This window comes from Gordonia sp. 'Campus' (assembly GCF_022206305.1).
Taxonomy (GTDB): Bacteria; Actinomycetota; Actinomycetes; order Mycobacteriales; family Mycobacteriaceae; genus Gordonia.
In genome coordinates this window covers 67,020-88,440 of record NZ_JAKOIW010000020.1, presented here as the reverse complement: position 1 = coordinate 88,440, position 21,421 = coordinate 67,020, and the positions used below count along the sequence as shown (strand labels likewise).

Here is a 21,421-nt window from a genome sequence, read left to right as displayed (position 1 = left end):
CGACGGTCCGGCGCCGGTGCGCCAGCATTTTTCGTCGACGCCGCGCCGGGTCACCCGACGAGCAGGTCGTACCCCAGCTTGCCGACCATCACGACGACGACGCCGAGCAACACCCAGCGCACGAACGAACTGCCCCGGCCGATCGCCATGTGCGAGCCGATCTGGGCGCCGATGATGTTGGCCACGGCGAGGCCGAGCCCCAACAGCCACAACACATTTCCCTGGAGCCCGAACACCGTGAGGGCACCGAGGTTGGTCGCGGTGTTGATGACCTTCGCCATCGCCGAGCTCTCGAGGAAGCTGGTCCCGACCAGAGCGGTCAGGCTGATGATGAGGAACGTCCCGGTCCCCGGCCCCATCACCCCGTCGTAGAAGGCGACGACGACGCCGGCCACCACGAGACCGGCAATCGTGGACACGCGCGAGCGCGGTCCCGCCGATGCGTCACCGCCGAAGCCCGGGTTGAGCGCGACGAACAGTCCCACGCCGACGAGCATCACCAGCACGATCGGCGTGAAGATCTCGGTGGGCAGCGAGATCGCCACCGCCGCACCGAGTGCGGAGAAGACGAGCGCCGCGGCGAACACCGGGATGAGCCGCCGCAGGTCGATGCGCACGTGTCGCACGTAGCGCCAGGCGGCCGACGCGGTGCCGAAGACCGCGGCCAGCTTGTTGGTGCCCAGCGCGGTCGCCACGGGTAGGCCCGGTTGGGCGATCAGCATCGCGGGGATCAGGACCAGGCCCCCGCCGCCGACCACGGCGTCGACCCACCCCGCAGCGGCGGCCGCGACGATCAGAAGTGCGACGTCCAAGGCGGACGTCAGGCCACTTCGACGATCAGCTCCACCTCGACGGGCGCACCGAGCGGCAGTTCGGCGACACCGACGGCAGAGCGGGCGTGCACCCCGGCGTCGCCGAAGATCTCGCCGAGAACGTCGGAGGCACCGTTGATCACGCCGGGCTGGCCGGTGAAACCGGGTGCGGAGGCGACGAACCCGACGACCTTGACCACACGCACGATCGAGTCGATCCCCACGAGCGCGTCGATCGCCGCCAGTGCGTTGAGCGCACACACACGTGCCGCGGCGGTGGCGTCATCCGGTTCGACGACGCCCTCGGCGCCCTCGGCCACTTTCCCGCGCGCAGTGAGTTCGCCGTCGACCATCGGGAGCTGACCCGAGGTGTAGACGAGGTCGCCGGTCCGTACCGCAGGGGTGTAGCTCGCCACCGGGGGCACCACGCCGGGCAGCGTGATGCCCAGTTCGGCGAGTCGATCGGTCCAGGTGGTCGCCATGATCAGGCCTTCGGCCGCTTGAGGTATGCGACGTGCTGCTCACCGGTGGGGCCGGGCAGCACCGAGACGAGCTCCCAACCATCGGCGCCCCACTGGTCGAGGATCTGTTTGGTGGCATGGGTCAGCAGCGGCACCGTCACGTATTCCCACGCGGTCACTTCAGTCATGGACTCACCCTATCTGGCGAGGGTCAATGGATAAGGTGTTGCGGTGGCCAATGAACAGGGCTCACGATCCGGGGTGGGTGAGGCGCTCGATCCCGGCGTGACAGACGATTCCTCCGCTGCCGGCGAGAACGAGTGGCCGGACGCGGCCGCACGCGCCCGCCTGCACTTCGTGTCGGGCAAGGGCGGCACCGGCAAGACCACCATCGCCGCAGCACTGGCCCTCGCCCTGGCCGCGGACGGCAAGAAGGTCCTCCTGGTCGAGACGGAGGGCCGCCAGGGCATCGCGCAGGTCTTCGACATCCCGCCGCTCCCGCCGACCGACACCCGCATCGCGACCGCCGAGGGCGGGGGCGAGGTGTCCGCGCTGGCCATCGACATCGAGCATGCGTTGCTCGAGTACCTGGACATGTTCTACAACCTCGGTTTCGCCGGCCGGGCGATGAAGCGCATCGGCGCCATCGACTTCGTCACGACCGTCGCACCCGGCCTGCGTGACGTGCTGCTCACCGGCAAGATCAAAGAACGCATCATCCACACCGACAAGCAGGGGAACCGGGTGTACGACGCGGTGGTCGTCGACGCACCGCCGACCGGCCGCATCGGCAACTTCCTCGACGTCACCCAGGCGATGGCCGATCTCGCCAAGACCGGTCCGATCCGTAACCAGAGCGAGGGCGTCGTCCGACTCCTGCACTCCGAGGAGACGATCATCCACCTGGTGACGCTGCTCGAGGCGATGCCCATCCAGGAGACCGTCGAGGCCATCGCCGAACTCCGCGGCAAGAACCTCAACCTCGGCAGCCTGATCATCAACCGGGTGAGCACGCCGCACCTGCCCGCCGAGGTGATCGACGAGATCGCCGAGGGCCAGATCGATGCCGGTCGCGTGGAGGACGCGCTGACCGCCGCCGGACTCAAGCTCGCCGACGGCGACCTCGCCGGGCTGCTGACCGAGACCATCGAGCACGCGACCCGCCTGCAGGCGCAGCAGATCGCGAAGGCGCAGCTCGACGAGGTGGAACTGCCGATGGTCGAACTGCCGTCCCTCGGCGACGGCGTCGACCTCGGCTCCATCTACGAGCTGGCCAACCTCCTCCAGAAAGCGGGTGCCTGATGCCACTCGACCTCAAGATGGGCTCGGTCCTCACCGATCCGGCGACGCGCGTCGTGATCTGTTGCGGCGCGGGCGGAGTGGGCAAGACGACCACTGCGGCCGCGATGGCCATGTACGCCGCGGAGCAGGGCCGGACGGTTGCCGTCCTGACGATCGATCCGGCCCGACGCCTCGCGCAGTCGCTCGGCATGTCGGAACTGACCAACGATCCACAGCCGGTGAAGATCGACGGCGCCGGCACGCTCGACGCCATGATGCTCGACATGCGGCGCACGTTCGACGAGATGGTGCTCGAGTACTCGACCCCGGATCGGGCCGAGGCGATCATGCAGAACGCCTTCTACCAAACCGTCGCGTCGTCGTTCTCCGGCACACAGGAGTACATGGCGATGGAGAAGCTCGGCAAACTCCTCGAGCAGGACCACTGGGACCTCATCGTCGTCGACACCCCGCCGTCACGGAACGCGCTCGACTTCCTCGACGCGCCACAACGACTCGGATCGTTCCTGTCCGGTCGTCTGATGAAGGTGCTCGTCGGCGGCGGCCGTGGGGTGGGCCGGATGGTCACCGGCGCGATGAGCCTGGCGATGCGCGGGGTCTCGACCATCATCGGTGGGGAGATGCTGCGCGACGTGGCGACATTCGTGCAGTCCCTGGATTCGATGTTCGGCGGCTTCCAGGACCGCGCGGCGAAGACCTACGCGCTGCTCAAGCAGCCCGGGACCCAGTTCGCGGTGGTCGCGGCCGCCGAGGCGGACGCGCTGCGCGAGGCGGCGTTCTTCGTCGACCGGTTGTCGGAGGAATCGATGCCGCTCGCGGGGCTCATCCTCAACCGGACCCATCCGAACCTGACGTCGATCCCGGAGGAGTCGGCTCTGGTGGCACTGGAGTCGGTCACCGACGACCTCACCCGGGGCGTCCTGCAGATCCACGCCGACCGGGCCGCCACCGGGAAGCGTGAACTCCACCTGCTGCAGCGGTTCACGGCCTCACATCCGCGCGTGCCGATCGTCGGGGTGCCCGCGCTGCCCTTCGAGGTGGCCGACGTGACCGCGCTGCGGGCCGTGGCCGAGCAGATCACCGGCCGGGGCTGAGTCAGGCGGCGTACCGCTCAGACCGCGTCGCGATGACGCCGGCGCTGAGCGGAGAAGAACGCCGACCACGACGTCACCTCGGGGTGCTGGCGGAGCAGCGCGCGCCGCTGGCGCTCGGTCATCCCGCCCCACACGCCGAATTCGACGCGGTTGTCGAGAGCGTCGGCGCCGCATTCGAGCTGCACGGGGCAGTGGCGGCAGATCGTCGCGGCCTTGCGCTGCGCCGCTCCTCGCACGAACAGATCATCGGGGTCTCCCCCACGACAACGCGCCTGCGCAACCCACGTCAAGCGATCTTCTTCGTTGGAAACTGCCGCTGTAGCCATCCGCCACCCCTACCTGTCGTCTCCGCGTCGCTACGAACGCGCCTCAACATCGCTGCTCAAGCCACATTTACAGCCAACTGTTATGTGAGTCACATTCTGCACTCAATTTAGGGATGTGTGCTTGGGTGCGCAACCCCTGGAGCCAACAAAGTGGGACAAGCGTGCAATCTCATCTGTTCGGACGGGCGCTCGTGAGGGGTCGGGGCGGCCGGGTCTCACCCGTCCCGACGGGCGAGGGAGGGCGATGTTCTGTGGCGACGCACGTATCCTGTCGGGGTGATGTCGAAGAAACTGTGGTCGCTGGCCTGGGCGAGCCTGCTGGCCGGAGTTCTCGTCGCCGGCCTTCTGTACCCCGTGGCCAGCGGAATCGGGGTCGTCTCCAACCGAGCGGCGGCCGCTGTCGAGAACGTGTCCTCCGAACTGCTGAACGGCACCCTGCCGGAGGTCACCACCATGACCGACGCCGACGGCAAGCCGATCGCCGTGCTGTTCGACCAGTACCGCTACCAGGTCGGATACAACGACATCTCCCCCGACATGATCCGGGCGATCATCTCCGTCGAGGACCGCCGCTTCCTCGAACACGACGGGGTCGACTGGAAGGGCACCATCCGTGCCGCGCTGAAGAACTCGTCGTCGGGCGAGGTCCAGCAGGGTGCATCGACCCTCGATCAGCAGTACATCAAGAACTATCAGCTCCTCGTCCTCGCACGGACCGAGGCCGACCGCCAGGCCGCGGTCGAGACCACCCCGGCACGCAAGCTGCGCGAGGTGCGGATGGCGCTGACGCTCGAGCAGAGCCTCATCGATCAGGCCAAGCGCGACAAGGGCCTCGACGACGCCGCCGCCAAGCAGGAGGCCAAGAAGCAGATCGTCACCCGCTACCTGAACGTGGTGCCGTTCGGCAACAACGCCTATGGCATCGAGGCCGCGGCCCAGACCTACTTCGGCATCCCCGCCAAGGAACTGAGGGTCGAGCAGGCGGCGCTCCTCGCCGGCATGGTCCAGTCCAGCTCGGCGCTCAACCCCTACTCCAACCCCGAGGCCTCCCTCGAGCGGCGGAACCTGGTGTTGGACACGATGATCGACAACTTCCCGGAACGTCGCGCCGAGCTGATCACCGCCAAGGAGAAGCCGCTGGGCGTCCTCGCCCGCCCGCAGACCCCTACCCAGGGGTGCATCGCCTCGGGCAACAACGGCTTCTTCTGCGACTACGCACTGCAGTTCCTCGCCGAGAACGGCATGTCCCGCAACTCGGTACTGCGCGGCGGGTACATCATCCAGACCACCCTCGACCCCGAGGTGCAGCGCGCGACGACCCGCGCGGTGAAGTCGCAGGCCAGCCCCACCGCCGACGGCGTTGCCGACGTGATGAGCACGCTCCGGCCCGGCAAGAAGTCGCACGACGTGCTGTCGATGGCGTCGAGCCGCGACTACGGCCTCGATCTCAACCGCGGCGAGACCATGCAACCCCAGCCGTTCTCGATGGTCGGTGACGGCGCGGGCTCGGTGTTCAAGATCTTCACCGTCGCCGCGGCGATGGAGAAGGGACTCGGAGCCGGCTCCAACATCCCCGTCCCGGGCTCGATCGCGGTCGAGGGCATGGGCAACAGCGGCGGCGCCAACGGTTGTCCGGCGAATGCCTACTGCGTCAAGAACGACGGCCGGTACCCCGCGTCGATGTCGGTGACCAACGCGCTGGCCCAGTCGCCGAACACCGCGTTCGTGAAACTCCTGCAGCAGGTCGGCGTGAAGCCGGCGGTGGACATGGCCGTCCGTCTCGGCTTGCGCTCCTACACGATCCCCGGGTCTTCGGGCTACGGCGAGAAGAGCATGGCGCAGTACGTCAAGGACGGTAACTTCGGCTCGTTCACCCTCGGCCCGCTGCCGCTGAACGGTCTCGAACTCGCCAACGTCGCCGCCACCATCGCGTCGGGCGGCACCTGGTGCCCGCCCAATCCGATCAAGTCGATCAGCCGGATCAAGCGCGACCAGTACGGCAACCCGGTGATGGGACCCGACGGCCGTCCGGCCCTGACCTCGATCCCGTTCACCACGCCGCCGTGCGAGCAGGTCGTCGACGAAGGTCTCGCGCACACTCTGGCCAACGCGATGAGCAAGGACGACGTGGGTGGCGGAACCGCGGCGGGTGCGGCCGGATCGGCCGGTTGGACCCTCCCGATGTCCGGCAAGACCGGCACCACCGAGGCCCACCGGTCGTCGGCGTTCGTCGGTTTCACCAACCAGATCGCCGGTGCCGCCTACGTCTACAGCGACGGCCCCAACCCGCAGGGAGTCTGCAGCAGCCCGTTGCGCTCCTGCTACGACGGCGACCTCTACGGCGGCATGGAGCCCGCCCGGACGTGGTTCCAGGCCGTGCGGCCGGTGGCCACCAAGTTCGGGCCGGTGAATCTGCCGCCCATCGACCAGGAGTACTGGAACGGCAGCGACCGCGGCCGCATCCCACAGGTCAGTGGGCTGAGCGCCAGTGAGGCCACCTCTCGACTGCAGGCCGCAGGCTTCAAGGTGAGCGAACTCGACGTCGACAGCGGTCGTCCGCAGGGAACCGTGGTCTTCACCGCGCCGTCGGACTCGGCCATGCCGGGCAGCACGATCACCATCTACGTGTCCAACGGTCGCCGCGCCGGCGGCGGGGACGGTGACGGCCCGACCGAGACGACGGTCGTGGTCCCGGGCGTCGGACCGGTCGTGATCCAGCTTCCCGGCTGACCCGGCCGACACGGTCGCCGCCACCGTGGTGAACGACGGTCGAGGCACTCCCCCGAATGCGTATTCTGGGGGGATGCCGCACTCCGAACTCGACATCACACGCCTCGGCCTGCCACGCCTCGGTTCGTCCGGTTCCGGAGTTCCCGTCCGCGCTCTGGCCGGGGTCGCCGGCCTCGCCGCGGCCGGACTGTTCTACTCGACGGTGATCGAGCGCAACGCCTTCGCGCTGCGACACACGACGCTGTCGGTCCTCGAACCCGGGGCCTCGCCGCTGCGGGTGCTCCACATCAGCGACCTGCACATGATGCCCGGCCAGCGGCTGAAGCAGGCGTGGATCGCCGAGCTGGAGGCCCTGGAGCCCGACCTCGTCGTGAACACCGGCGACAACCTGGCCCACCCGCAGGCCGTGCCATCGGTCATCCAGGCGCTGGGGGGTCTGCTCTCGCGACCGGGGCTGTTCGTCTTCGGGTCCAACGACTACTTCGGTCCCAAGCCGAAGAATCCGCTCAAGTACTTCAAGAAGGACCACCAGCGCACACACGGCGAACCGCTTCCGTGGCAGGACCTCCGAGCCGCGTTCACCGAGCGCGGCTGGCTCGACGCGACCCACACCATCCGTGAACTGGAGGTCGGTGGGGTACGCGTCGTCGCGGCCGGTGTCGACGACCCGCACATCGAACGGGATCGTTACGAGACGGTCGCCGGACGCCCCAATCCGCTCGCGCATCTGCGGCTCGGCCTCACCCACTCGCCCGAGCCGCGCGTGCTCGACCGATTCGCCGCCGATGGCTACGACCTCGTGATGGCCGGTCACACACATGGTGGCCAGCTGTGCCTGCCGTTCTTCGGTGCGCTGGTGACGAACTGCCAGATCGATCGTTCCCGGGTGAAGGGCGCGTCGAGTTGGGGATCGTCGATGAAGCTGCACGTGAGCGCCGGGCTCGGCACATCCCCCTACGCCCCGGCGCGGTTCTGCTGCCGCCCGGAGGCCAGTTTGCTGACCCTCACGCCCGTCTCCCACGGCGACGCCGACTACGACGCCGACCAGTCGCTTCCCCAGCTGGCCCGGGAGACCATGTGAGCCGTGACCTTCGAAAGCAGGTGAAGGTCCTGGCGTTCGACACCTTCGGCACCGTCACCGACTGGTTCACCGGTATCTCCGACGCGGTCCGCACGACCGTCCCCGATGTCGACGCCGCAGCGTTCGCCAAGGAGTGGCGACGACGCTACGGACCCATCCTGGCGCGGGTCGAGTCGGGTGAGCTGCCCTGGCGGCGTCTCGACGACCTGCAGACCGAGACGCTGCACGACGTCGCGGCGGAGTTCGGCATCGAACTCGACGACGATCAGGCCGCGACGCTGGTCCACTCGTGGCGGACGATCCCCGGCTGGCCCGACGCAGCCGACGGACTCCGGCTTCTCAAGCAGGACTTCATCATCTGCGCCCTGAGCAACGGTACGGTCGCGCTGCTCACCCACATGGCCCGGCACAACGGCTTCCCCTGGGACGTCGTCGGCGGGTCGGACCTGTGGCGGCACTACAAGCCCGCCCGCGAGACCTACTGCGGACTGGCCGACCTGCTCGAGGTCGAGCCCGGCGAGGTGATGATGGTCGCGACCCACCAGAACGACCTCGATGCGGCGCGGTCCTTCGGACTGCGCACCGCCTTCGTCGAGCGCCCGGGCGAGTGGGGTGGCGAGCCGAAGGACGATTCCGGTTCGCCGGACAACGACGTGCACGCGACGGATCTGCTCGATCTGGCGCGGCAACTCGCCGGCGACGCATCGTAGACCCGATGACGCTCGACGACCTGGTGCGGTGGGAGGACTCCGGGGCGGGATGGCGGGTGATCCACTCCGGCCCAGCGGGAGTCACGCTCGCGCTGCTCCGCTGCGACGGCGGGGAGGAGGTCGACCGGGTCGTCGTCGACGACCCGGAGGTCATCGCTCATGTCGGCGGGCGCTCGTCGTCGGAAGACCTGAACTGACCGACCCTCTGGATCGCGTTGCGCTCTGTCCCGGATACCGGCGCACGAACGCAACCGGATACCGCCCGCACAAACGAGGAGACCCTGACCGGATCTCTCCGGTCAGGGTCTCTTCTGCAATCTCAACCTTGCGTCGGGGTGGCGGGATTCGAACCCACGACCTCTTCGTCCCGAACGAAGCGCGCTACCAAGCTGCGCCACACCCCGTGTGTAGCCTGCGATAGCTTATACCCGCCCCGCGCCCAGTACTAAATCGCCTGGTCATAGCCGGGCCAGATGTGGCCGAACATCGTGCGAAACCCGGCCCGAGCGCCCATCCTTGTTGTGGTCCATCCGTACCAGAGCCGCCGCGTCGACGGTTCGGGGCCATGGAGTCGGCGCACCACTCATCGAAAGGACACGCCTACCATGAGCGCTTCCCCGGATCAGCAGGCCAACAGGTCTGCCAAGCAGGGTTTCGCATTGGGTATCTCCATCGTGGCCGCGGCCCTGTTGTTCGTGGCCGGTCTGGTCTCGGTCTTCCAGGGCATCTCGGCCATCGCGAACGACGACCTGTTCGTCGTCGGGCGCGAGTACGTCTTCCAGTTCGACCTCACCACCTGGGGTTGGATCCATCTGATCCTGGGCGTCGTCGCCCTGCTGATCGCAGGCGGACTGGCGGTCGGCGCCGATTGGGCGCGGATCTCGGCGATCGTGATCGCGTCGCTGTCGATCATCGCGCAGTTCCTGTGGCTGCCGTACTACCCCGCGTGGGCCATCCTGATCATCGTGCTGGACCTCATCGTGATCTGGGCGGTGTCCACCTGGAACCCGAACACCGCCTACAACATGTGACGGACTGACAGGGCTGCCGGGGACGACCAATCCACGGTGCGCAACCGGTCCGAATCGTCTGTTGACGCGGCTCCACCCGGGAGCGGCGGTACGACGAACGGCACGAAAGGAACCTCATGCGCATCACCCGCTCCCTGGCAGCCCTTGTCGCCGGCCTGGTCGTGAGCATCGGCTTCGCGGTCGGAACCGGTCCGGCACAGGCCGCCCCGCTCGCGCCCGTGGCACAGGTCGAGGTGGACCGCTACCTCGGCAAGTGGTGGCAACTGGCCACCGTCCCGTCCTTCTTCGGCCTCACCTGCGCCCGGGACACCAGCGCCTTCTACACGAAGATCGACGCCACGACGATCGGCGTCGACAACCAGTGCACGGGACCGACGGGCATGCGGGGTGGCGTCGTCGGACGTGCCACCGTGGTGGACACCAAGACGAATGCGCAACTGAGCGTTCGCTTCCCACAGACGCCGGGAAGCATCAATCCGGGCAATGCGCCCAACTACGTCGTCGCCTACCTGGAGGACGGCGAGAATCCCGACGGGCCGTACCGGTACGCGATCGTCGGCGATCCGAACCGCGGGTCCGGGTTCCTGCTCTCGCGCGACAAGGTGGTACCCGATTCGGAACTGCGTCGCCTGACCAAGGAGATCGAGAAGGTCGGCTACAACCCGTGCACCTTCCTCGTGTCACCGACCACCGGTGGGCGCAGCGACTACTCGCCGCTGTGCATCGTGTGACAACTCCCTGACCGACTGCCGACACACTCCGGCGCAAGCACGAAAGTGCTTGCGCCGGAGTCGTTCGGTGAGACTTGTTCAGCTGGCCGCGGCGTCCGGGGCCATGCGGCGGAACTCGTCGGGCGTGCAGCCGAACTTGGAACGGAAGCGATTGCGCATGGTCGCCGTCGAGGCGAATCCGGAGGCGTGGGCGACTGCCTCCAGCTTGAGATTCCCCGGGCCGGTGAGCAGACCCTTGGCCCACTCCAGCCGACGGTCGGCGATCATCTCGGCGAGCGACGTGGGGCTGCCGGCCAGCACCCGATACAGGTGCCGCCGACTCACGTGCAGCTGCCGCGCGACGATCTCGACACTGAAGTCCGGGTCCCGGAAGTTGCGCTCGATGAGGTCGGTGACCGCGGCGCGCAGATACCGCTCACTGGTCCGCAAGTCCGATAGCGCGGCACCCGGGAACGACTCCGGCACAACACGTATCGCTTGCACGTCACGACCCTTCAGACCTACGGTCACGTGATTCCTTCCACACGAGAGATGACTCCCACCCGATACCTGAGTTTATCGACGGTCACATCCGCAGTCTTGGGCCTTTGGTCCCAAATGCAAATATCTCTGTCTCGGTATTACGCTGCGCCACGCGGCCTTTCCGTGCGAGCCGGAGAACTCTTGTGGGTCGACCGTCCAACTCCGGCCCGTTCGACAACGGTCTCCGACAGTCGCCCGGCGTAGGGTGTGGTGCGTGATCACCCCCCGGAGCGAGCCCGGTTCCGCCGACCCGGCCGCTCGCGGCGCCGTCCTCCGCGCCGCGGCTCTGCGAATCGCCGACGAGGTGCTGTTCCCCGCAGCCGCCGACGTCGACCGAACCGGCGTCGTCCCCGCGTCTCACTGGCAGGCACTGTCCGAGGCGGGCCTGTACGGAATCGCCGCCCCGGCCGAGGCCGGCGGGCCTGGCCTCGACTTCGCCGAGGTGACCGAGATCCTCGAGGTCCTCCTCAGCGGTTGCCTCGCAACGGCTTTCACCTGGCTACAACACCACGGCGTCGTCATCTCCCTTGCACGCTCCGCCAACACCCACCTGCGCGACGAACTGCTCGGCGCGACCGTCCGCGGCGAGCTGCGCGCCGGGGTCGCCTACGCCGGGGTCGTACCCACCCCGCCGCGCATGAGGGCGTCACGGGAAGACGGCCGGTGGGTCCTCTCGGGCGACGCGCCGTTCGTCAGCGGCTGGGGGGTCGTCGACCTCCTGCAGATCTCCGCGCGGGACACCGACACAGACGACGTTGTCTCCGCGGTCCTGCCGATGCCCGAGCTCGTCGACCCGCGGGGGAACATCCGCGTGACGCCGATCGACCTGTCCGCCGCGTCGGGCACCAGCACCGTCTCCTTGCACATCGACGAGCTGCCGGTGTCCGACGCGCAGGTGGTGAGTCGAGTAGGCCTCGCCGACTTCTTCGCCGGCCAGAACGTGGGCATCCGTCTGAACGGCACCCTTCCCCTGGGGTTGGTCCGCCGCTGCACCGCTGTCCTGGACACCACGGGCCATTCGCGCGAGGCGCGGCGGCTGCGCGAACGGGCGGACGTCGCCCGCCTCGCGCTCGACGATGCCCTGCCCGATGCCGCGGCCCTGCTCGCCGCTCGGGCCGACGCGGCCGGTCTCGCCCTCGATGCGGCGGCAGCCCTCGTCGCCGCCTCCGGTGGGAGGGCGCTGGTCCGCGGCGCCGACTCCGAGCGGTTGTTTCGGGAGGCGTCGTTCGTCCTCGTCGCCGCCAGCCGCCCGGAGCTCAAAGACGCCCTGCTGCAACGGTTCAGCGACTCCCGCTAATCTGCGTCGGCCGTGCCGGCGGACGGTGTCGCCCGAGCCGCGAAGTCGCGGAGGAACAACGCCTCGGCGAGCGCGATCCGTTCGATCTCCGACGGATCGACGCTCTCGTTGGGCGCGTGGATCAGGCACTGTGGTTCCTCGACACCGAACAGCATGATCTCGGCTTCGGGGAAAGTGGTCTGAAGGACGTTGCACAGCGGGATCGATCCGCCTTGGCCCTGGATCAGGACGTCGGTGCCGTACGCCGTCCGCAAGGCGTCGGTCAGCGTCTCGTAGGCGGGACCGCTGGTGGATCCGACGAACGGCGAGCCCACCGCCTCGCGCTCGAAGCTCACGCGCGCGTTCCAGGGTGTGACGCTGCGCAGGTGTTCGATGAGCGCGTCCTGGGCGTAAACGGCATCCATGCCCGGCGGCACCCGCAGGTTGATCCGTGCCCGTGCCCGCGGTTGAACGGCCGCCGACGACCCCACCACCGGCGGACAGTCGATGCCGAGGACGGTGGCCGCCGGCCGGGCCCACACCATGTCGGAGACCGATCCCGAACCCACGAGGTCGACACCGTCGAGAACCGTCGCATCCGCACGGAACCGCTCGGGCGGATAGGCGACACCGGACCACTCCGCGTCGGCATCGAGGCCGGTGATCGTGGTGTTCCCGTGCTCGTCGCGCAACGTCGCCAGCATCGAGATGAGGGCTGCGAGCGCATCGGGAGCCGCGCCGCCGAACATCCCCGAGTGCATGGCCGAACCCAGGGTCTCGACCGTCACCTCGATGTTGGCGATCCCACGCAGCGTCGTGGTGAGACTCGGTGCGCCGACCGCGAAGTTGCCCGAGTCGGCGATCAGGATCGCGTCGGCGCGCAGGAGTTCCGGGTGGCGGACCGCGAAGTCCTCGAGCCCACCGGTCCCCTGCTCCTCCGACCCCTCACCGACGATCTTGACGGTCACGCCCGCTTCCCCGGCGAGAGCGCGCAGCGCGGTGAGGTGGACGGCGATGTTGCCCTTGCAGTCGGCGGCGCCGCGTCCGTACCAACGGCCGTTGCGTTCGGTGAGTTCCCAGACGGGAGAATCCCATTCGTCGTCACCCAGCGGCGGTTGCACGTCGTGGTGGAAGTACAGCAGGACCGTCGGCGCCCCCTCGGGTCCGGGGATGCTGCCGGTGATCGCCTTGCTGCCGTCGCTGGTGACGTGCGCCGCCGCGTCGTCGACGCCGAGCTCGCGGAAGGCACGCAGCACCCAGTCGACCATCCCGTCGCACTCGTCCACCGGGAACTGCTGCGGATCGTGGACCGAACGGAATCGCACCATCTCGGCCAGGTCGGTCTTCGCCCGGGGCATGAGCTCGGCCACCCGCTCCCGCAACGTCGCGTCGTCCATTCGTCTCCTCTCGCCGCTGCACCGGACCCGTCGATCGTCACCGGGCCGGGCAGGTCAGTGCTTTCCCTCCCCCGCCAAGTCGTACACCTCGAGGTCGCCGCGGTCGATGGCGGCCATCATCTTCGCGTGGTCGCCGTCGTTGAGATCGGCGTAATCCACCGAGAAATCGGCGATTGCGCCGCTGAAACCCTTGGTGCCGTCCAGATATCGGGCGATGTCGAAACGGCTCGCGGTACGTGCGTGCGCCTGTGCGAGAACCATCCCGCACAGCTGGGCGTACAGCTTCATGCCCTCGGGGCCGAGTGCTTCGACCACCACGGACCCCTTGCCGTCGCGTAGCTGGCGTACGTAGAAGTCGCGACGCTCACCGTTCTCGTCGATCCCGGTCGACCAGCCCAGGAACAGGTCGCTGGCGGCCTGGAGCAGTCGCTGCCCCTCCACCACCCGTTGTCCCTGGTTGTCGAAGCCGGACGCGGGTACGTGGTCGGCGAGGACGGACCGCTGCGCCTCCTTCACCTGCAGGAACAACGGGTCGTCGAGGTTCTTGCCGATCAGCAGCACGATCCAGGCGCGCGTGCCGACGCTGCCCACACCGACCACCTTGAAGGCGATGTCGACCATGGAGAACTGCGCGAGAAGAGACTGCACGTGCAGCGGCAGGGTGTCGCGATAGCTGTTCACCCGTTCCCGTATCCGGTCGGCGACGACATCGGCGGTCTCGGCCGGGAAACGTTCGCGCAGCGGTACGAGCAACGGTGGGTCGCTGCGGATGTGCGCGCTCCCCGCGTCGTCGATGACGCAGAGTTTCGCGAGTGCCTGCGCGCTGTCGCGGTGCCGCGCCTTGGTGAGCGCCTTCTGCGTGCGCTCACTCATGGACGTGTCCAGTTTGGGTCCGAACTCGCGGAGGAAATCGTCGACATCGATACCCGCGTACCAACATTCGAGGGTTGTCCGCCCAACGCTGCGGATGATGGTGCGGCGGTATGCCTTGGCGACGGTCTTGGCGACCTTGCGGTTGATCCGGTCGTCGAACCCGTTGTTGCGACCGGCAATCGCGAAGCTCGCGGCCAACCGCTTGACATCCCACTCGAACGGTCCGACATGCGTTTCGTCGAAGTCGTTGAGGTCGAACACCATTCGTCGTTCGGGACTGAAGAACAAGCCCAGGTTGCTCAGATGTGCGTCGCCGCACAACTGCGTGATGATCCCCGTGTCCGGTGTGCGCGACAGGTCGTCGGACATCACCGCCGCGGCACCCCGATAGAACGTGAAGGGGGTGGCCGACATCCGGGCGTGGCGCACCGGGATGAGGTCGGCGACACGGCTCTGCGCCTGAACGGCGAGGATGTCGAGCGGGTCCCTGCGCTCAGAAGGGTCCGGGATGGCGGCGAGTTCGTCTGCGCCGGGGAGGGTTGCCGTGGGAGAGGCCACCGGAGGCTCCTTCACATCAGTGCGGTCCTCGCGGGGCCGCGATCGACCGGGCACCGGCCGGGGCCCGGTTCGGGTGAAGGTCTCGCCTCGTGGTGCCCGGGTCCCATCGGTTCGGCGCCGGCGATCACTCCGCGATCACTGATATGACACGAACCAGGGCGAGGGGCGCACCGCCAGCGTGGTCTCCGGCGAGAACGTCGGCTTGTCCTCCGTGTAGAAATTCTTCCAGCCCATCCACACCCCTGCGGGGAGATCGGTGATCAATCTGCGCCACGTTTCCATCTTCACGTCGGGGGCACCGTGCCCGTCGGCGTGCACGACGACCTGCAACTCGTCGCGGTCGGTGACGATGCGGCCCCGGTCGGCGAGCATCCCGGCGTCGAACTGGTGCAGCACGAACAGTTTCTGCGGCAGATGCCGACTCCGGACGAGGTCGGCGAGCCATGCCGACGTCCGGTTCACCTCATCGGCGCCGACCGATCCGATCTGGGTCAGGTGCACCTGATCGGGCTTCAGCCGCCATTCCGGGTCCAGCGCCAGTCCCACGTGCGGTTGCGCAAGGAGGTCCGCGTACCGCCGTGCCTGCGCCAGGAAGTCCATGCGACCCGGCTGGAGGTCGAGGGTCACGTACACCCCGGCGCGGCCGGCCGCCTCGACCCACGGCCGCAGGGTCTCGGGATCGATCATGTTGGTGTAGGTCGACCCGGGCCCCGGTTCGGCGGAGGCCACCGTCGCGATGATCTCGAACGCGGGTACCACCGGCTCGGCACTCACCCGCTGATAGTCGGCGGCGAGGCGCCGGGCCCGTTCGATCGAGGCCGGGATGTCCTGGCGGCCGAGCGGCCCCAGGGCGGGCGCGCCCGGCGAACCGTACAGCGCGACCATCCGGCGCCCCGGGAAGACGACCTGTCCGCCGCCGGGCAGTTCTGGTGTCGTCCGGGCCTGGTCGACTCGACGGGCGAACTCCGCGGTGCTGCCGAAGGCGGGCCCCACAGCCCGTATCGCCCCGGACCCGGCCCCGGCCGGGTCGAGCGCGCCGATAGCTTCGGCAGTCGATCGCGGATCGGGCACGGGCAGTTCGACGACCCGGGCCGCCGATCGTGCGGTCAACGCGGCGTCGACCGGAGCATCGTGGGTCATCATCATCAACGGTTCCGGGCCCCGACGTTCCGCGTTGCCGCGCACAGCAGCGAGATCCACCGTCTCACGGCCGTCGTCGATGCCGTCGACCCGACCGAGCCGGACCTCGGTGGTCACACCGAGCCGCCGCAGTTCGCGGGACACTTCGGATGCGGTGCGCGGTGTCACCGCCAGGACCGGCACGTGTCGCTCACGCGCCACGCGACCGGCGTGGTCGCGCACTGCCGGATCGTCGGCGGCCCCGACACCCAGCAGGATCGCCTCGTCGGAACGCGCGTACAACTCCCTGCTGAGCAGGACCGACTGCGGTTCTCCGCCGCCGAGCACCTCGATGCCGGGCGCGGGACTCGCCATCGCACCGACGCCGTCCGAGGGTTCGCCCGTGGCCGATGCGCTGACGACGAGGGCGACGACCACGCCGACGATCGACGTACCGATCACTCGAGCTCTCACCCGCGTCCTTCCGTCGTGGGGCACAGACGGTCGCCCAACCTAGCAGCGCACGCGCCGGGCTTCGACGGCCCGCCATCGTGCAGGTCCGCTGACCGGCGCCGACGGTTGCGGCGTGTGACCCGCTTCACGACTGCAACAGGTTCTAGTTGTAGCGTGAACGCCGTGGACTACTGGGGTGTGATGATCGGGCTGGGACTCGTGGCGGCGGCGTTCGGCGTGGTCGCGTTCGTGCGCTATCGCGAGCGGGAGGCCGTGACGCTGCAACGGCACACGCAGCTCGCTCGCGAACTGCGCGACCTGGCCGGCACCGACGAGGTGCGGCTGGCGGCGGTCGACGAGTTCTCGCTGACCATCTACCAGCGCCTGTTCTACACCTCCGTGGTGGCACCGTGGATCCGCAGTGCGGCGTGGGCCCTGCTGGGAGCCACCCTCACCGGCGCCGGAGCCCTCGCGGTCGAGCCCCTCGACGGCGTCTTCGCGACGGTCAGCCACATCGCCGCCATCGCAGGCTGCGCGATCTTCGCGGTCGCCACGCTCGTGTGCGCCGGTGTCGCGCTGTATCACTCGGCGACGACGCCCCGGGTTTCGTTCAGCGACTCCTACGCCGCGCAGGACGACGACGCGGACAAAGACGACGCGGACAAAGACGACGCGGACAAAGACGAGGTGGCGCCGGAGACCCCGACGCCCACCCGCGCCGCCGACTGAACGCGGGTTCCAGACACAACGAACCCCGCCGGGATCGGCGGGGTTCGTTGCTGTGAGAGGGTCAGACGAAGGCGATCAGACGGCCTGCGCCTGCCACATCCAGTGCAGCTGTTCGAGTTTCGATGCGAACGAGATCAGCAGATCCTGGGTCACCGGGTCGGCCGACTCGGTGACCTCGATACGGTCCCGCAGACCGGCGACGACGGCCTTCAGATTGGCGACCACGGCGTCGACGACGTCGCTGTCTTTTGTCCAGCCTTCGCCGAATCCGGTGGTGTGAGCGGTCTTCGCGACCGTCTCGGCGCGACCGTCGGGGCTGACGCCGATGGCGGTGGCACGCTCGGCGGCCGCATCGGTGAACTCACGGGACACCGTGACGAGCTCGTCGAGGTCGAGGTGCACCGAACGGAACTGCTTGCCGACCACGTTCCAGTGGGCCTGCTTGGCGATCAGGGACAGGTCGATCAGGTCGACGAGCGTGTCCTGCAACGCCTTGCCGGCGACAGTCTGCTGTTCGTCGGTGAGAGTGCTGGTAATCGGGGTGATGGTCATGATCACGAACTCCCTTCATTTCCATGCCGTGCAGTCCGGGCTGAGACTGCTACTGCGGCAACGAGTTGTCTGCTGTCACGGGCAACAGATCCCGGGGCTGACTCCGCGTCAGACGGTGACGGTGACCTCGGAATCGATGTTGCCCTTGGTGGCCTTCGAGTACGGGCAGAACGCGTAGGCGACATCGGCGAGTTCCTTCGCCTTGGCCTCCTCGAGGCCCGGCAACGACACCTCGATGGCGACGGTCAGACCGAATCCGCCATCTGCGGGGTCCTTGCCGATGCCGACCGTCACGTTGACCGTCGCGGCGTCGGGAACCGAGGCGCCGGCCTGTTTGGCGGTCGCACGCAGGGCGCTGAGGAAGCAGGCCGCGTAGCCCGCGGAGAACAGTTCTTCCGGATTGGTGCCCTCGCCGTTCCCGCCCAGTTCCTTCGGCGGGCGGAGATCCAGGTCGATGTGGCCGCTCGCGGAGACGACCTCGCCATCACGACCGCCTCCGGTCGCCTTCGACGAGATGCTGTACACCGGTTCAATTGCCATTCGAGATCCTCCTGGATGTCACTAGCGGGTCGGGCCGACGACCTGTCCAACCCGCCCCACTGCCCGAACATTCCGGAACCGGGCGTCGACCGCACGTGATCGTCACAACAACAGGTGACGCGGAGGAGCGCGTGCGAGGAGTAGGCGGTTCGGTCCGTCAGCGCCCGCGGATCATGCGGGTCGGCTTCATCCGCGTCGAATCCGGCAGCCACCGGTTGACCGGGCGACGGAGAGTGCAGAGCGCCGCGACCACGAGCAATCCGAATTGCAGGTAGCTCAGGACGACCATGATCGACGACACGTCCGGGTACCGGAACAGCAGGTCGACGCCCACCGGAATGCACAGGAGATGGACGACGACTGCGGCGAGGAAGAAGTTGCGCAGGTGCCGGCTGTGATGGGTGGCAGCGGCGACGAGGCAGGCGTACTCGATGACGAGGACGACGATGATCATCACCAGCATGAACGGTGGGAAGAAGCCCGCCAGGGTGTCCACCTCGTTCTCGGGCGCGGCGTTGGCCGGGTCGGCGGCCACCCCCTCGAGGAGTCGTGCGCGCAGGTCGTCGGTGATGGTTCCCAGGCTGAAGAATCCGTAGAGCACCAGGACGACCCCCACGACGGCCGCTCCCCACCACACGATCCGGGCGTGCACCGCGAGTGCCTCCGGGGGCGTCCCCGGATCTGCCGGTCGCGGCGGGTAGAGCGCGGCCTGATCCCGATCACGCGAGGAGCGTTCGAGGGCGGCGAGGTCTTCGGCGTCGAGTTCGGCCTGGGTCGGGATGCGATCGGGCTCGCCGTCGGCGGGGTCACCGGAAGCGCGGCCGCCCGGCCCGTGCGGATCCTTCATGGCCCCGATCCTTCCATCCGAGCGACGTGCCCGACAGGGCCTCGCCCCGCGCTACTTGCGGAACTCGCCGAGGACGAACTCCATACCGGGCAGGAACGTGGCCAGCATCGGGACGACGTGGTTCACGATCGACTTCGTCAGGATCGGCGGCGTGGGATCGGTGACGAACGTGACGTCGGCGCCCTGGGCCCGCCAGTCCGCGGCGAGCTGCGCGACCTGCCCGTAGGGGATCACGTCGTCGTGGAGTCCACCCTCGAGGAAGACCGGCGCGTTGGGCGTGAGGCGCCCGATCCGCTGCTCCCCGACCACCTTCTGCAGTTCCGGCGTCCGCGAGATGAGCGACGACAGTGTCTCGCCGGTCCGGGTCCAGGACTGGACGCGCTGAAACCCGAAGGCCGGGATGATGTCCCCGATACAACTTCTCTCGAGCTGCTTCAACGCCGCCTTGCCGGTTCGATTGGTCTCCCGGTCGACCACCTCGGCGACCTTCGGGTACCGCTCGGTGAGGCCGTTGACGGCGAACCCGATGGCGCCGGCGATCGTGCTGCCGTCGATGGCCGGGATGACCTTCTCCAGGTCGGCCGGCGGCGCACCCGCATAGGTCGCCCGCACGTTCAGTTCCGGTGCATACGTCTGGGCGAGTTCGGCCGCGGAGGCCGCCGCGCCGCCACCCTGCGAGTACCCCGCGAAGCCCACGGGCGCATTCGCGGGCGCATCCGAGATGGCGAGTGCGGCACGAGCGCCGTCGAGCATCGCGTGCCCGCTCTCGGCCCGGTTGACGTAGGTGTGGACGCCGGGCGTGCCCATGCCGATGTAGTCGGTGATGAAGACCCGGACGCCGTGGACGAGCATGTAGTACATCTCGGGTGCGGTGTAGTTGACGGAGATGCTCGGCTGCGTGATGTCCACCGCCAGCGGGAATCCCATGAGCTTCGACGCCGCGCACTGGTCGCCCTGCCCGATCGTCCCCGGCCCGACGACAACGGTCGGACGCGGCCCCCCGCTGCGCCAGGGCGCGGTCGGTTCGATGACAGTCCCGGTGACGGCGGTGGGCTTCCCGTCCTGAAGGCTCGAGGTGTACATCACCTTGCGCGCCGTACCCGGCCACTGGCCGGGCATGCCGGGGATCTGCAGCAGCAGCGGACTCGACTGACTACGTATCACCGATCCGGGGTCGGACGCGTAGGACCGAGGCGGCGTGTAGAAGTCAGCGGCATCCGCCGACCCGACGGCCGCGGGCACGAGCGAGGCCGCGCACGCAGCGGCCAACGCTCCCACGGCGGCCATCATGCGCATCCGGCGCACGCCACTGAATCCAGACCTGTTCCCCGACTTGCCACTCATGGACGAGTAACCTACCCCACAGTAACTTGAGTCATGTGACTGGGGTCGCCGGGCCACGGGCGGCGCGCGTGGGCATCGGAATGGTCCGCAACGCCCACCCCGGCATCAAGAATGGTGCAATTCTGCACACAATTCGAAGCCAACCCGAATCGACCCTCCATTCTCGGAAGGATTCAGGCCTCATTCTCGACACGGACCCTTATCGTTATATGTCCGTTATTCGAAGCCTCGACCGTTTCCCCTTTTTGTGGACAGGAACGATTTTCGACTTTCTTTTCGTAATCGCGCGCAATAGCGTGGTCGCCATATATCGGGGATTCTTTCGCAATGCTATCGATTTCACGCGACCGTTTTCTCGAAATCTACGAATTCATATGAAAGGTGATCACGTGAAGAAGAAGGTCAGCAAAGGTCTGTTGGCGGCCGTCGCGGCCGTTCTGCTCCTGCTCGGCGGACTCGGGACGTTCGCATTGTGGAGTGACAGCGAGACGACGGATTCCGGCGACGTCCAGACCGGAACACTGGACCTGAGCGCGGTCAATTCCGGTCAATGGCGGGACATCTCGACACCTGCATCGCCCGTGACGATCGATCCCGCGACCTTCCGCATGGTGCCGGGTGACGTCCTGCAGTACACCGCCAGCTACCGGGTCGAGGCCGTCGGAGACAACCTCACCGCGCGCATCACGACCACCAACCAGGGCACCAATGTCATTCCGGCCGCCCTGACGAACTGGGTCACGGTCACCAACACGGCGACGTTCGGCGGCGCACCGATTCCGAGCAGTGTGATCACCAGTGCGGACAGCGGTAAGACCGTCGACGTCACCGTCACGGTGACCTTCAACCAGGCCACCCCGGACCAGGTGGGCATCAACTCGACGATCAACCTGTCGCAACTGCAGGTGACCCTGCAGCAGGAACGGGCCTGAT

At 68.0% G+C, this 21,421-nt stretch carries 23 protein-coding genes and 1 tRNA gene; 11 read left to right on the top strand and 13 right to left on the bottom strand.

Annotated elements, in window-relative coordinates; translation table 11 throughout:
- Positions 1 to 50: 50 nt before the first annotated feature.
- The 3 genes from MAY35_RS19130 to MAY35_RS19120 are packed head-to-tail and all read right to left on the bottom strand — an operon-like array spanning position 51 to position 1,461.
- Complete coding sequence (locus MAY35_RS19130; protein WP_238422864.1) at positions 51 to 812, bottom strand: TSUP family transporter; 762 nt, start codon at positions 810 to 812, stop codon at positions 51 to 53.
- Positions 813 to 820: 8 nt separating this feature from the next.
- Positions 821 to 1,294 (bottom strand): RidA family protein, encoded by a 474-nt coding sequence (locus tag MAY35_RS19125; protein WP_238422863.1) that lies wholly within the window; start codon positions 1,292 to 1,294, stop codon positions 821 to 823.
- Between the two features lie 2 nt (positions 1,295 to 1,296).
- Complete coding sequence (locus MAY35_RS19120; RefSeq protein WP_238422862.1) at positions 1,297 to 1,461, bottom strand: DUF4177 domain-containing protein; 165 nt, start codon at positions 1,459 to 1,461, stop codon at positions 1,297 to 1,299.
- A 43-nt stretch (positions 1,462 to 1,504) separates the two neighbouring features.
- On the opposite strand from MAY35_RS19120, the gene MAY35_RS19115 reads away from it, so the two are divergent.
- Together MAY35_RS19115 and MAY35_RS19110 are read left to right on the top strand one after the other, a co-directional pair.
- Complete coding sequence (locus MAY35_RS19115; RefSeq protein ID WP_238422861.1) at positions 1,505 to 2,575, top strand: ArsA-related P-loop ATPase; 1,071 nt, start codon at positions 1,505 to 1,507, stop codon at positions 2,573 to 2,575.
- Positions 2,575 to 3,669, top strand: coding sequence for an ArsA family ATPase (locus MAY35_RS19110; RefSeq protein WP_238422860.1), 1,095 nt, complete (start codon positions 2,575 to 2,577; stop codon positions 3,667 to 3,669). Before MAY35_RS19115 ends, MAY35_RS19110 begins: the two co-directional genes overlap by 1 nt.
- 17 nt (positions 3,670 to 3,686) lie before the next feature.
- On the opposite strand, the gene MAY35_RS19105 is transcribed toward MAY35_RS19110, so the two are convergent.
- Complete coding sequence (locus MAY35_RS19105; RefSeq protein ID WP_238422859.1) at positions 3,687 to 3,995, bottom strand: WhiB family transcriptional regulator; 309 nt, start codon at positions 3,993 to 3,995, stop codon at positions 3,687 to 3,689.
- Positions 3,996 to 4,274: 279 nt separating this feature from the next.
- Here MAY35_RS19105 and MAY35_RS19100 point away from each other — a divergent pair, with 279 nt between their 5' ends.
- From MAY35_RS19100 to MAY35_RS19085, 4 genes are all read left to right on the top strand, one after another.
- The gene (locus MAY35_RS19100) at positions 4,275 to 6,725 is read left to right on the top strand and encodes a penicillin-binding protein (protein WP_238422858.1); all 2,451 of its coding nucleotides are present in this window, start codon (positions 4,275 to 4,277) and stop codon (positions 6,723 to 6,725) included.
- 73 nt (positions 6,726 to 6,798) lie between these two features.
- The gene (locus MAY35_RS19095; RefSeq protein ID WP_238422857.1) at positions 6,799 to 7,806 is read left to right on the top strand and encodes a metallophosphoesterase; all 1,008 of its coding nucleotides are present in this window, start codon (positions 6,799 to 6,801) and stop codon (positions 7,804 to 7,806) included.
- Complete coding sequence (locus MAY35_RS19090) at positions 7,803 to 8,516, top strand: haloacid dehalogenase type II (protein WP_238422856.1); 714 nt, start codon at positions 7,803 to 7,805, stop codon at positions 8,514 to 8,516. Before MAY35_RS19095 ends, MAY35_RS19090 begins: the two co-directional genes overlap by 4 nt.
- 5 nt (positions 8,517 to 8,521) lie before the next feature.
- On the top strand, positions 8,522 to 8,713 hold the full coding sequence (locus MAY35_RS19085) for a hypothetical protein (RefSeq protein WP_238422855.1): 192 nt from the start codon (positions 8,522 to 8,524) through the stop codon (positions 8,711 to 8,713).
- A 133-nt stretch (positions 8,714 to 8,846) separates the two neighbouring features.
- On the opposite strand, the gene MAY35_RS19080 is transcribed toward MAY35_RS19085, so the two are convergent.
- Positions 8,847 to 8,920 (bottom strand) — tRNA-Pro (locus MAY35_RS19080).
- Between the two features lie 201 nt (positions 8,921 to 9,121).
- Between MAY35_RS19080 and MAY35_RS19075 the strand changes: the two genes are divergently transcribed.
- Both MAY35_RS19075 and MAY35_RS19070 read left to right on the top strand, forming a co-directional pair.
- Entirely contained in the window at positions 9,122 to 9,547 is a 426-nt protein-coding gene (locus MAY35_RS19075) for a hypothetical protein (protein ID WP_238422854.1), read from the top strand.
- Positions 9,548 to 9,663: 116 nt separating this feature from the next.
- Positions 9,664 to 10,278 (top strand): lipocalin family protein, encoded by a 615-nt coding sequence (locus MAY35_RS19070; RefSeq protein ID WP_238422853.1) that lies wholly within the window; start codon positions 9,664 to 9,666, stop codon positions 10,276 to 10,278.
- Between the two features lie 78 nt (positions 10,279 to 10,356).
- Here MAY35_RS19070 and MAY35_RS19065 read toward each other — a convergent pair whose 3' ends face one another.
- Positions 10,357 to 10,788 carry a helix-turn-helix transcriptional regulator gene (locus MAY35_RS19065; RefSeq protein ID WP_238422852.1) on the bottom strand — a complete coding sequence of 144 codons (432 nt, stop codon included), beginning with the start codon at positions 10,786 to 10,788 and terminating at the stop codon, positions 10,357 to 10,359.
- 226 nt (positions 10,789 to 11,014) lie between these two features.
- On the opposite strand from MAY35_RS19065, the gene MAY35_RS19060 reads away from it, so the two are divergent.
- Positions 11,015 to 12,097 carry an acyl-CoA dehydrogenase family protein gene (locus MAY35_RS19060; protein WP_238422851.1) on the top strand — a complete coding sequence of 361 codons (1,083 nt, stop codon included), beginning with the start codon at positions 11,015 to 11,017 and terminating at the stop codon, positions 12,095 to 12,097.
- Here MAY35_RS19060 and MAY35_RS19055 read toward each other — a convergent pair.
- The 3 genes from MAY35_RS19055 to MAY35_RS19045 all read right to left on the bottom strand — a co-directional run bounded on the left by MAY35_RS19055 (position 12,094) and on the right by MAY35_RS19045 (position 16,497).
- Positions 12,094 to 13,473 (bottom strand): dipeptidase, encoded by a 1,380-nt coding sequence (locus MAY35_RS19055; RefSeq protein ID WP_238422850.1) that lies wholly within the window; start codon positions 13,471 to 13,473, stop codon positions 12,094 to 12,096. The genes MAY35_RS19060 and MAY35_RS19055 overlap by 4 nt on opposite strands.
- Before the next feature lie 54 nt (positions 13,474 to 13,527).
- The gene (locus MAY35_RS19050; RefSeq protein ID WP_238422849.1) at positions 13,528 to 14,904 is read right to left on the bottom strand and encodes a DUF2252 domain-containing protein; all 1,377 of its coding nucleotides are present in this window, start codon (positions 14,902 to 14,904) and stop codon (positions 13,528 to 13,530) included.
- A gap of 135 nt (positions 14,905 to 15,039) precedes the next feature.
- The gene (locus MAY35_RS19045; RefSeq protein ID WP_238422848.1) at positions 15,040 to 16,497 is read right to left on the bottom strand and encodes a hypothetical protein; all 1,458 of its coding nucleotides are present in this window, start codon (positions 16,495 to 16,497) and stop codon (positions 15,040 to 15,042) included.
- Between the two features lie 153 nt (positions 16,498 to 16,650).
- Here MAY35_RS19045 and MAY35_RS19040 point away from each other — a divergent pair, with 153 nt between their 5' ends.
- Positions 16,651 to 17,205 carry a hypothetical protein gene (locus tag MAY35_RS19040; protein ID WP_238422847.1) on the top strand — a complete coding sequence of 185 codons (555 nt, stop codon included), beginning with the start codon at positions 16,651 to 16,653 and terminating at the stop codon, positions 17,203 to 17,205.
- A gap of 75 nt (positions 17,206 to 17,280) precedes the next feature.
- Here MAY35_RS19040 and MAY35_RS19035 read toward each other — a convergent pair whose 3' ends face one another.
- The 4 genes from MAY35_RS19035 to MAY35_RS19020 form a co-directional block, all read right to left on the bottom strand.
- Positions 17,281 to 17,757 (bottom strand): Dps family protein, encoded by a 477-nt coding sequence (locus tag MAY35_RS19035; protein WP_238422846.1) that lies wholly within the window; start codon positions 17,755 to 17,757, stop codon positions 17,281 to 17,283.
- A 108-nt stretch (positions 17,758 to 17,865) separates the two neighbouring features.
- Positions 17,866 to 18,297: an organic hydroperoxide resistance protein gene (locus MAY35_RS19030; RefSeq protein WP_238422845.1), complete on the bottom strand. Its 432-nt coding sequence runs from the start codon at positions 18,295 to 18,297 to the stop codon at positions 17,866 to 17,868.
- Positions 18,298 to 18,454: 157 nt separating this feature from the next.
- Positions 18,455 to 19,144, bottom strand: coding sequence for a hypothetical protein (locus MAY35_RS19025; protein ID WP_238422844.1), 690 nt, complete (start codon positions 19,142 to 19,144; stop codon positions 18,455 to 18,457).
- Positions 19,145 to 19,195: 51 nt separating this feature from the next.
- Complete coding sequence (locus MAY35_RS19020; RefSeq protein WP_374237982.1) at positions 19,196 to 20,488, bottom strand: lipase family protein; 1,293 nt, start codon at positions 20,486 to 20,488, stop codon at positions 19,196 to 19,198.
- 35 nt (positions 20,489 to 20,523) lie between these two features.
- Here MAY35_RS19020 and MAY35_RS23385 point away from each other — a divergent pair, with 35 nt between their 5' ends.
- Positions 20,524 to 21,420, top strand: coding sequence for an alternate-type signal peptide domain-containing protein (locus tag MAY35_RS23385; protein WP_238422843.1), 897 nt, complete (start codon positions 20,524 to 20,526; stop codon positions 21,418 to 21,420).
- Position 21,421: the final 1 nt, after the last annotated feature.

Coding starts and splice junctions, on each gene's coding strand:
- MAY35_RS19125 (WP_238422863.1), bottom strand. CDS start 1,294: ATGGCGACCACCTGGACCGATCGACTCGCCGAACTGGGCATCACGCTG.
- MAY35_RS19120 (WP_238422862.1), bottom strand. CDS start 1,461: ATGACTGAAGTGACCGCGTGGGAATACGTGACGGTGCCGCTGCTGACC.
- MAY35_RS19110 (WP_238422860.1), top strand. CDS start 2,575: ATGCCACTCGACCTCAAGATGGGCTCGGTCCTCACCGATCCGGCGACG.
- MAY35_RS19105 (WP_238422859.1), bottom strand. CDS start 3,995: ATGGCTACAGCGGCAGTTTCCAACGAAGAAGATCGCTTGACGTGGGTT.
- MAY35_RS19100 (WP_238422858.1), top strand. CDS start 4,275: ATGTCGAAGAAACTGTGGTCGCTGGCCTGGGCGAGCCTGCTGGCCGGA.
- MAY35_RS19095 (WP_238422857.1), top strand. CDS start 6,799: ATGCCGCACTCCGAACTCGACATCACACGCCTCGGCCTGCCACGCCTC.
- MAY35_RS19085 (WP_238422855.1), top strand. CDS start 8,522: ATGACGCTCGACGACCTGGTGCGGTGGGAGGACTCCGGGGCGGGATGG.
- MAY35_RS19075 (WP_238422854.1), top strand. CDS start 9,122: ATGAGCGCTTCCCCGGATCAGCAGGCCAACAGGTCTGCCAAGCAGGGT.
- MAY35_RS19070 (WP_238422853.1), top strand. CDS start 9,664: ATGCGCATCACCCGCTCCCTGGCAGCCCTTGTCGCCGGCCTGGTCGTG.
- MAY35_RS19055 (WP_238422850.1), bottom strand. CDS start 13,473: ATGGACGACGCGACGTTGCGGGAGCGGGTGGCCGAGCTCATGCCCCGG.
- MAY35_RS19035 (WP_238422846.1), bottom strand. CDS start 17,757: ATGACCATCACCCCGATTACCAGCACTCTCACCGACGAACAGCAGACT.
- MAY35_RS19030 (WP_238422845.1), bottom strand. CDS start 18,297: ATGGCAATTGAACCGGTGTACAGCATCTCGTCGAAGGCGACCGGAGGC.
- MAY35_RS19025 (WP_238422844.1), bottom strand. CDS start 19,144: ATGAAGGATCCGCACGGGCCGGGCGGCCGCGCTTCCGGTGACCCCGCC.
- MAY35_RS19020 (WP_374237982.1), bottom strand. CDS start 20,488: ATGAGTGGCAAGTCGGGGAACAGGTCTGGATTCAGTGGCGTGCGCCGG.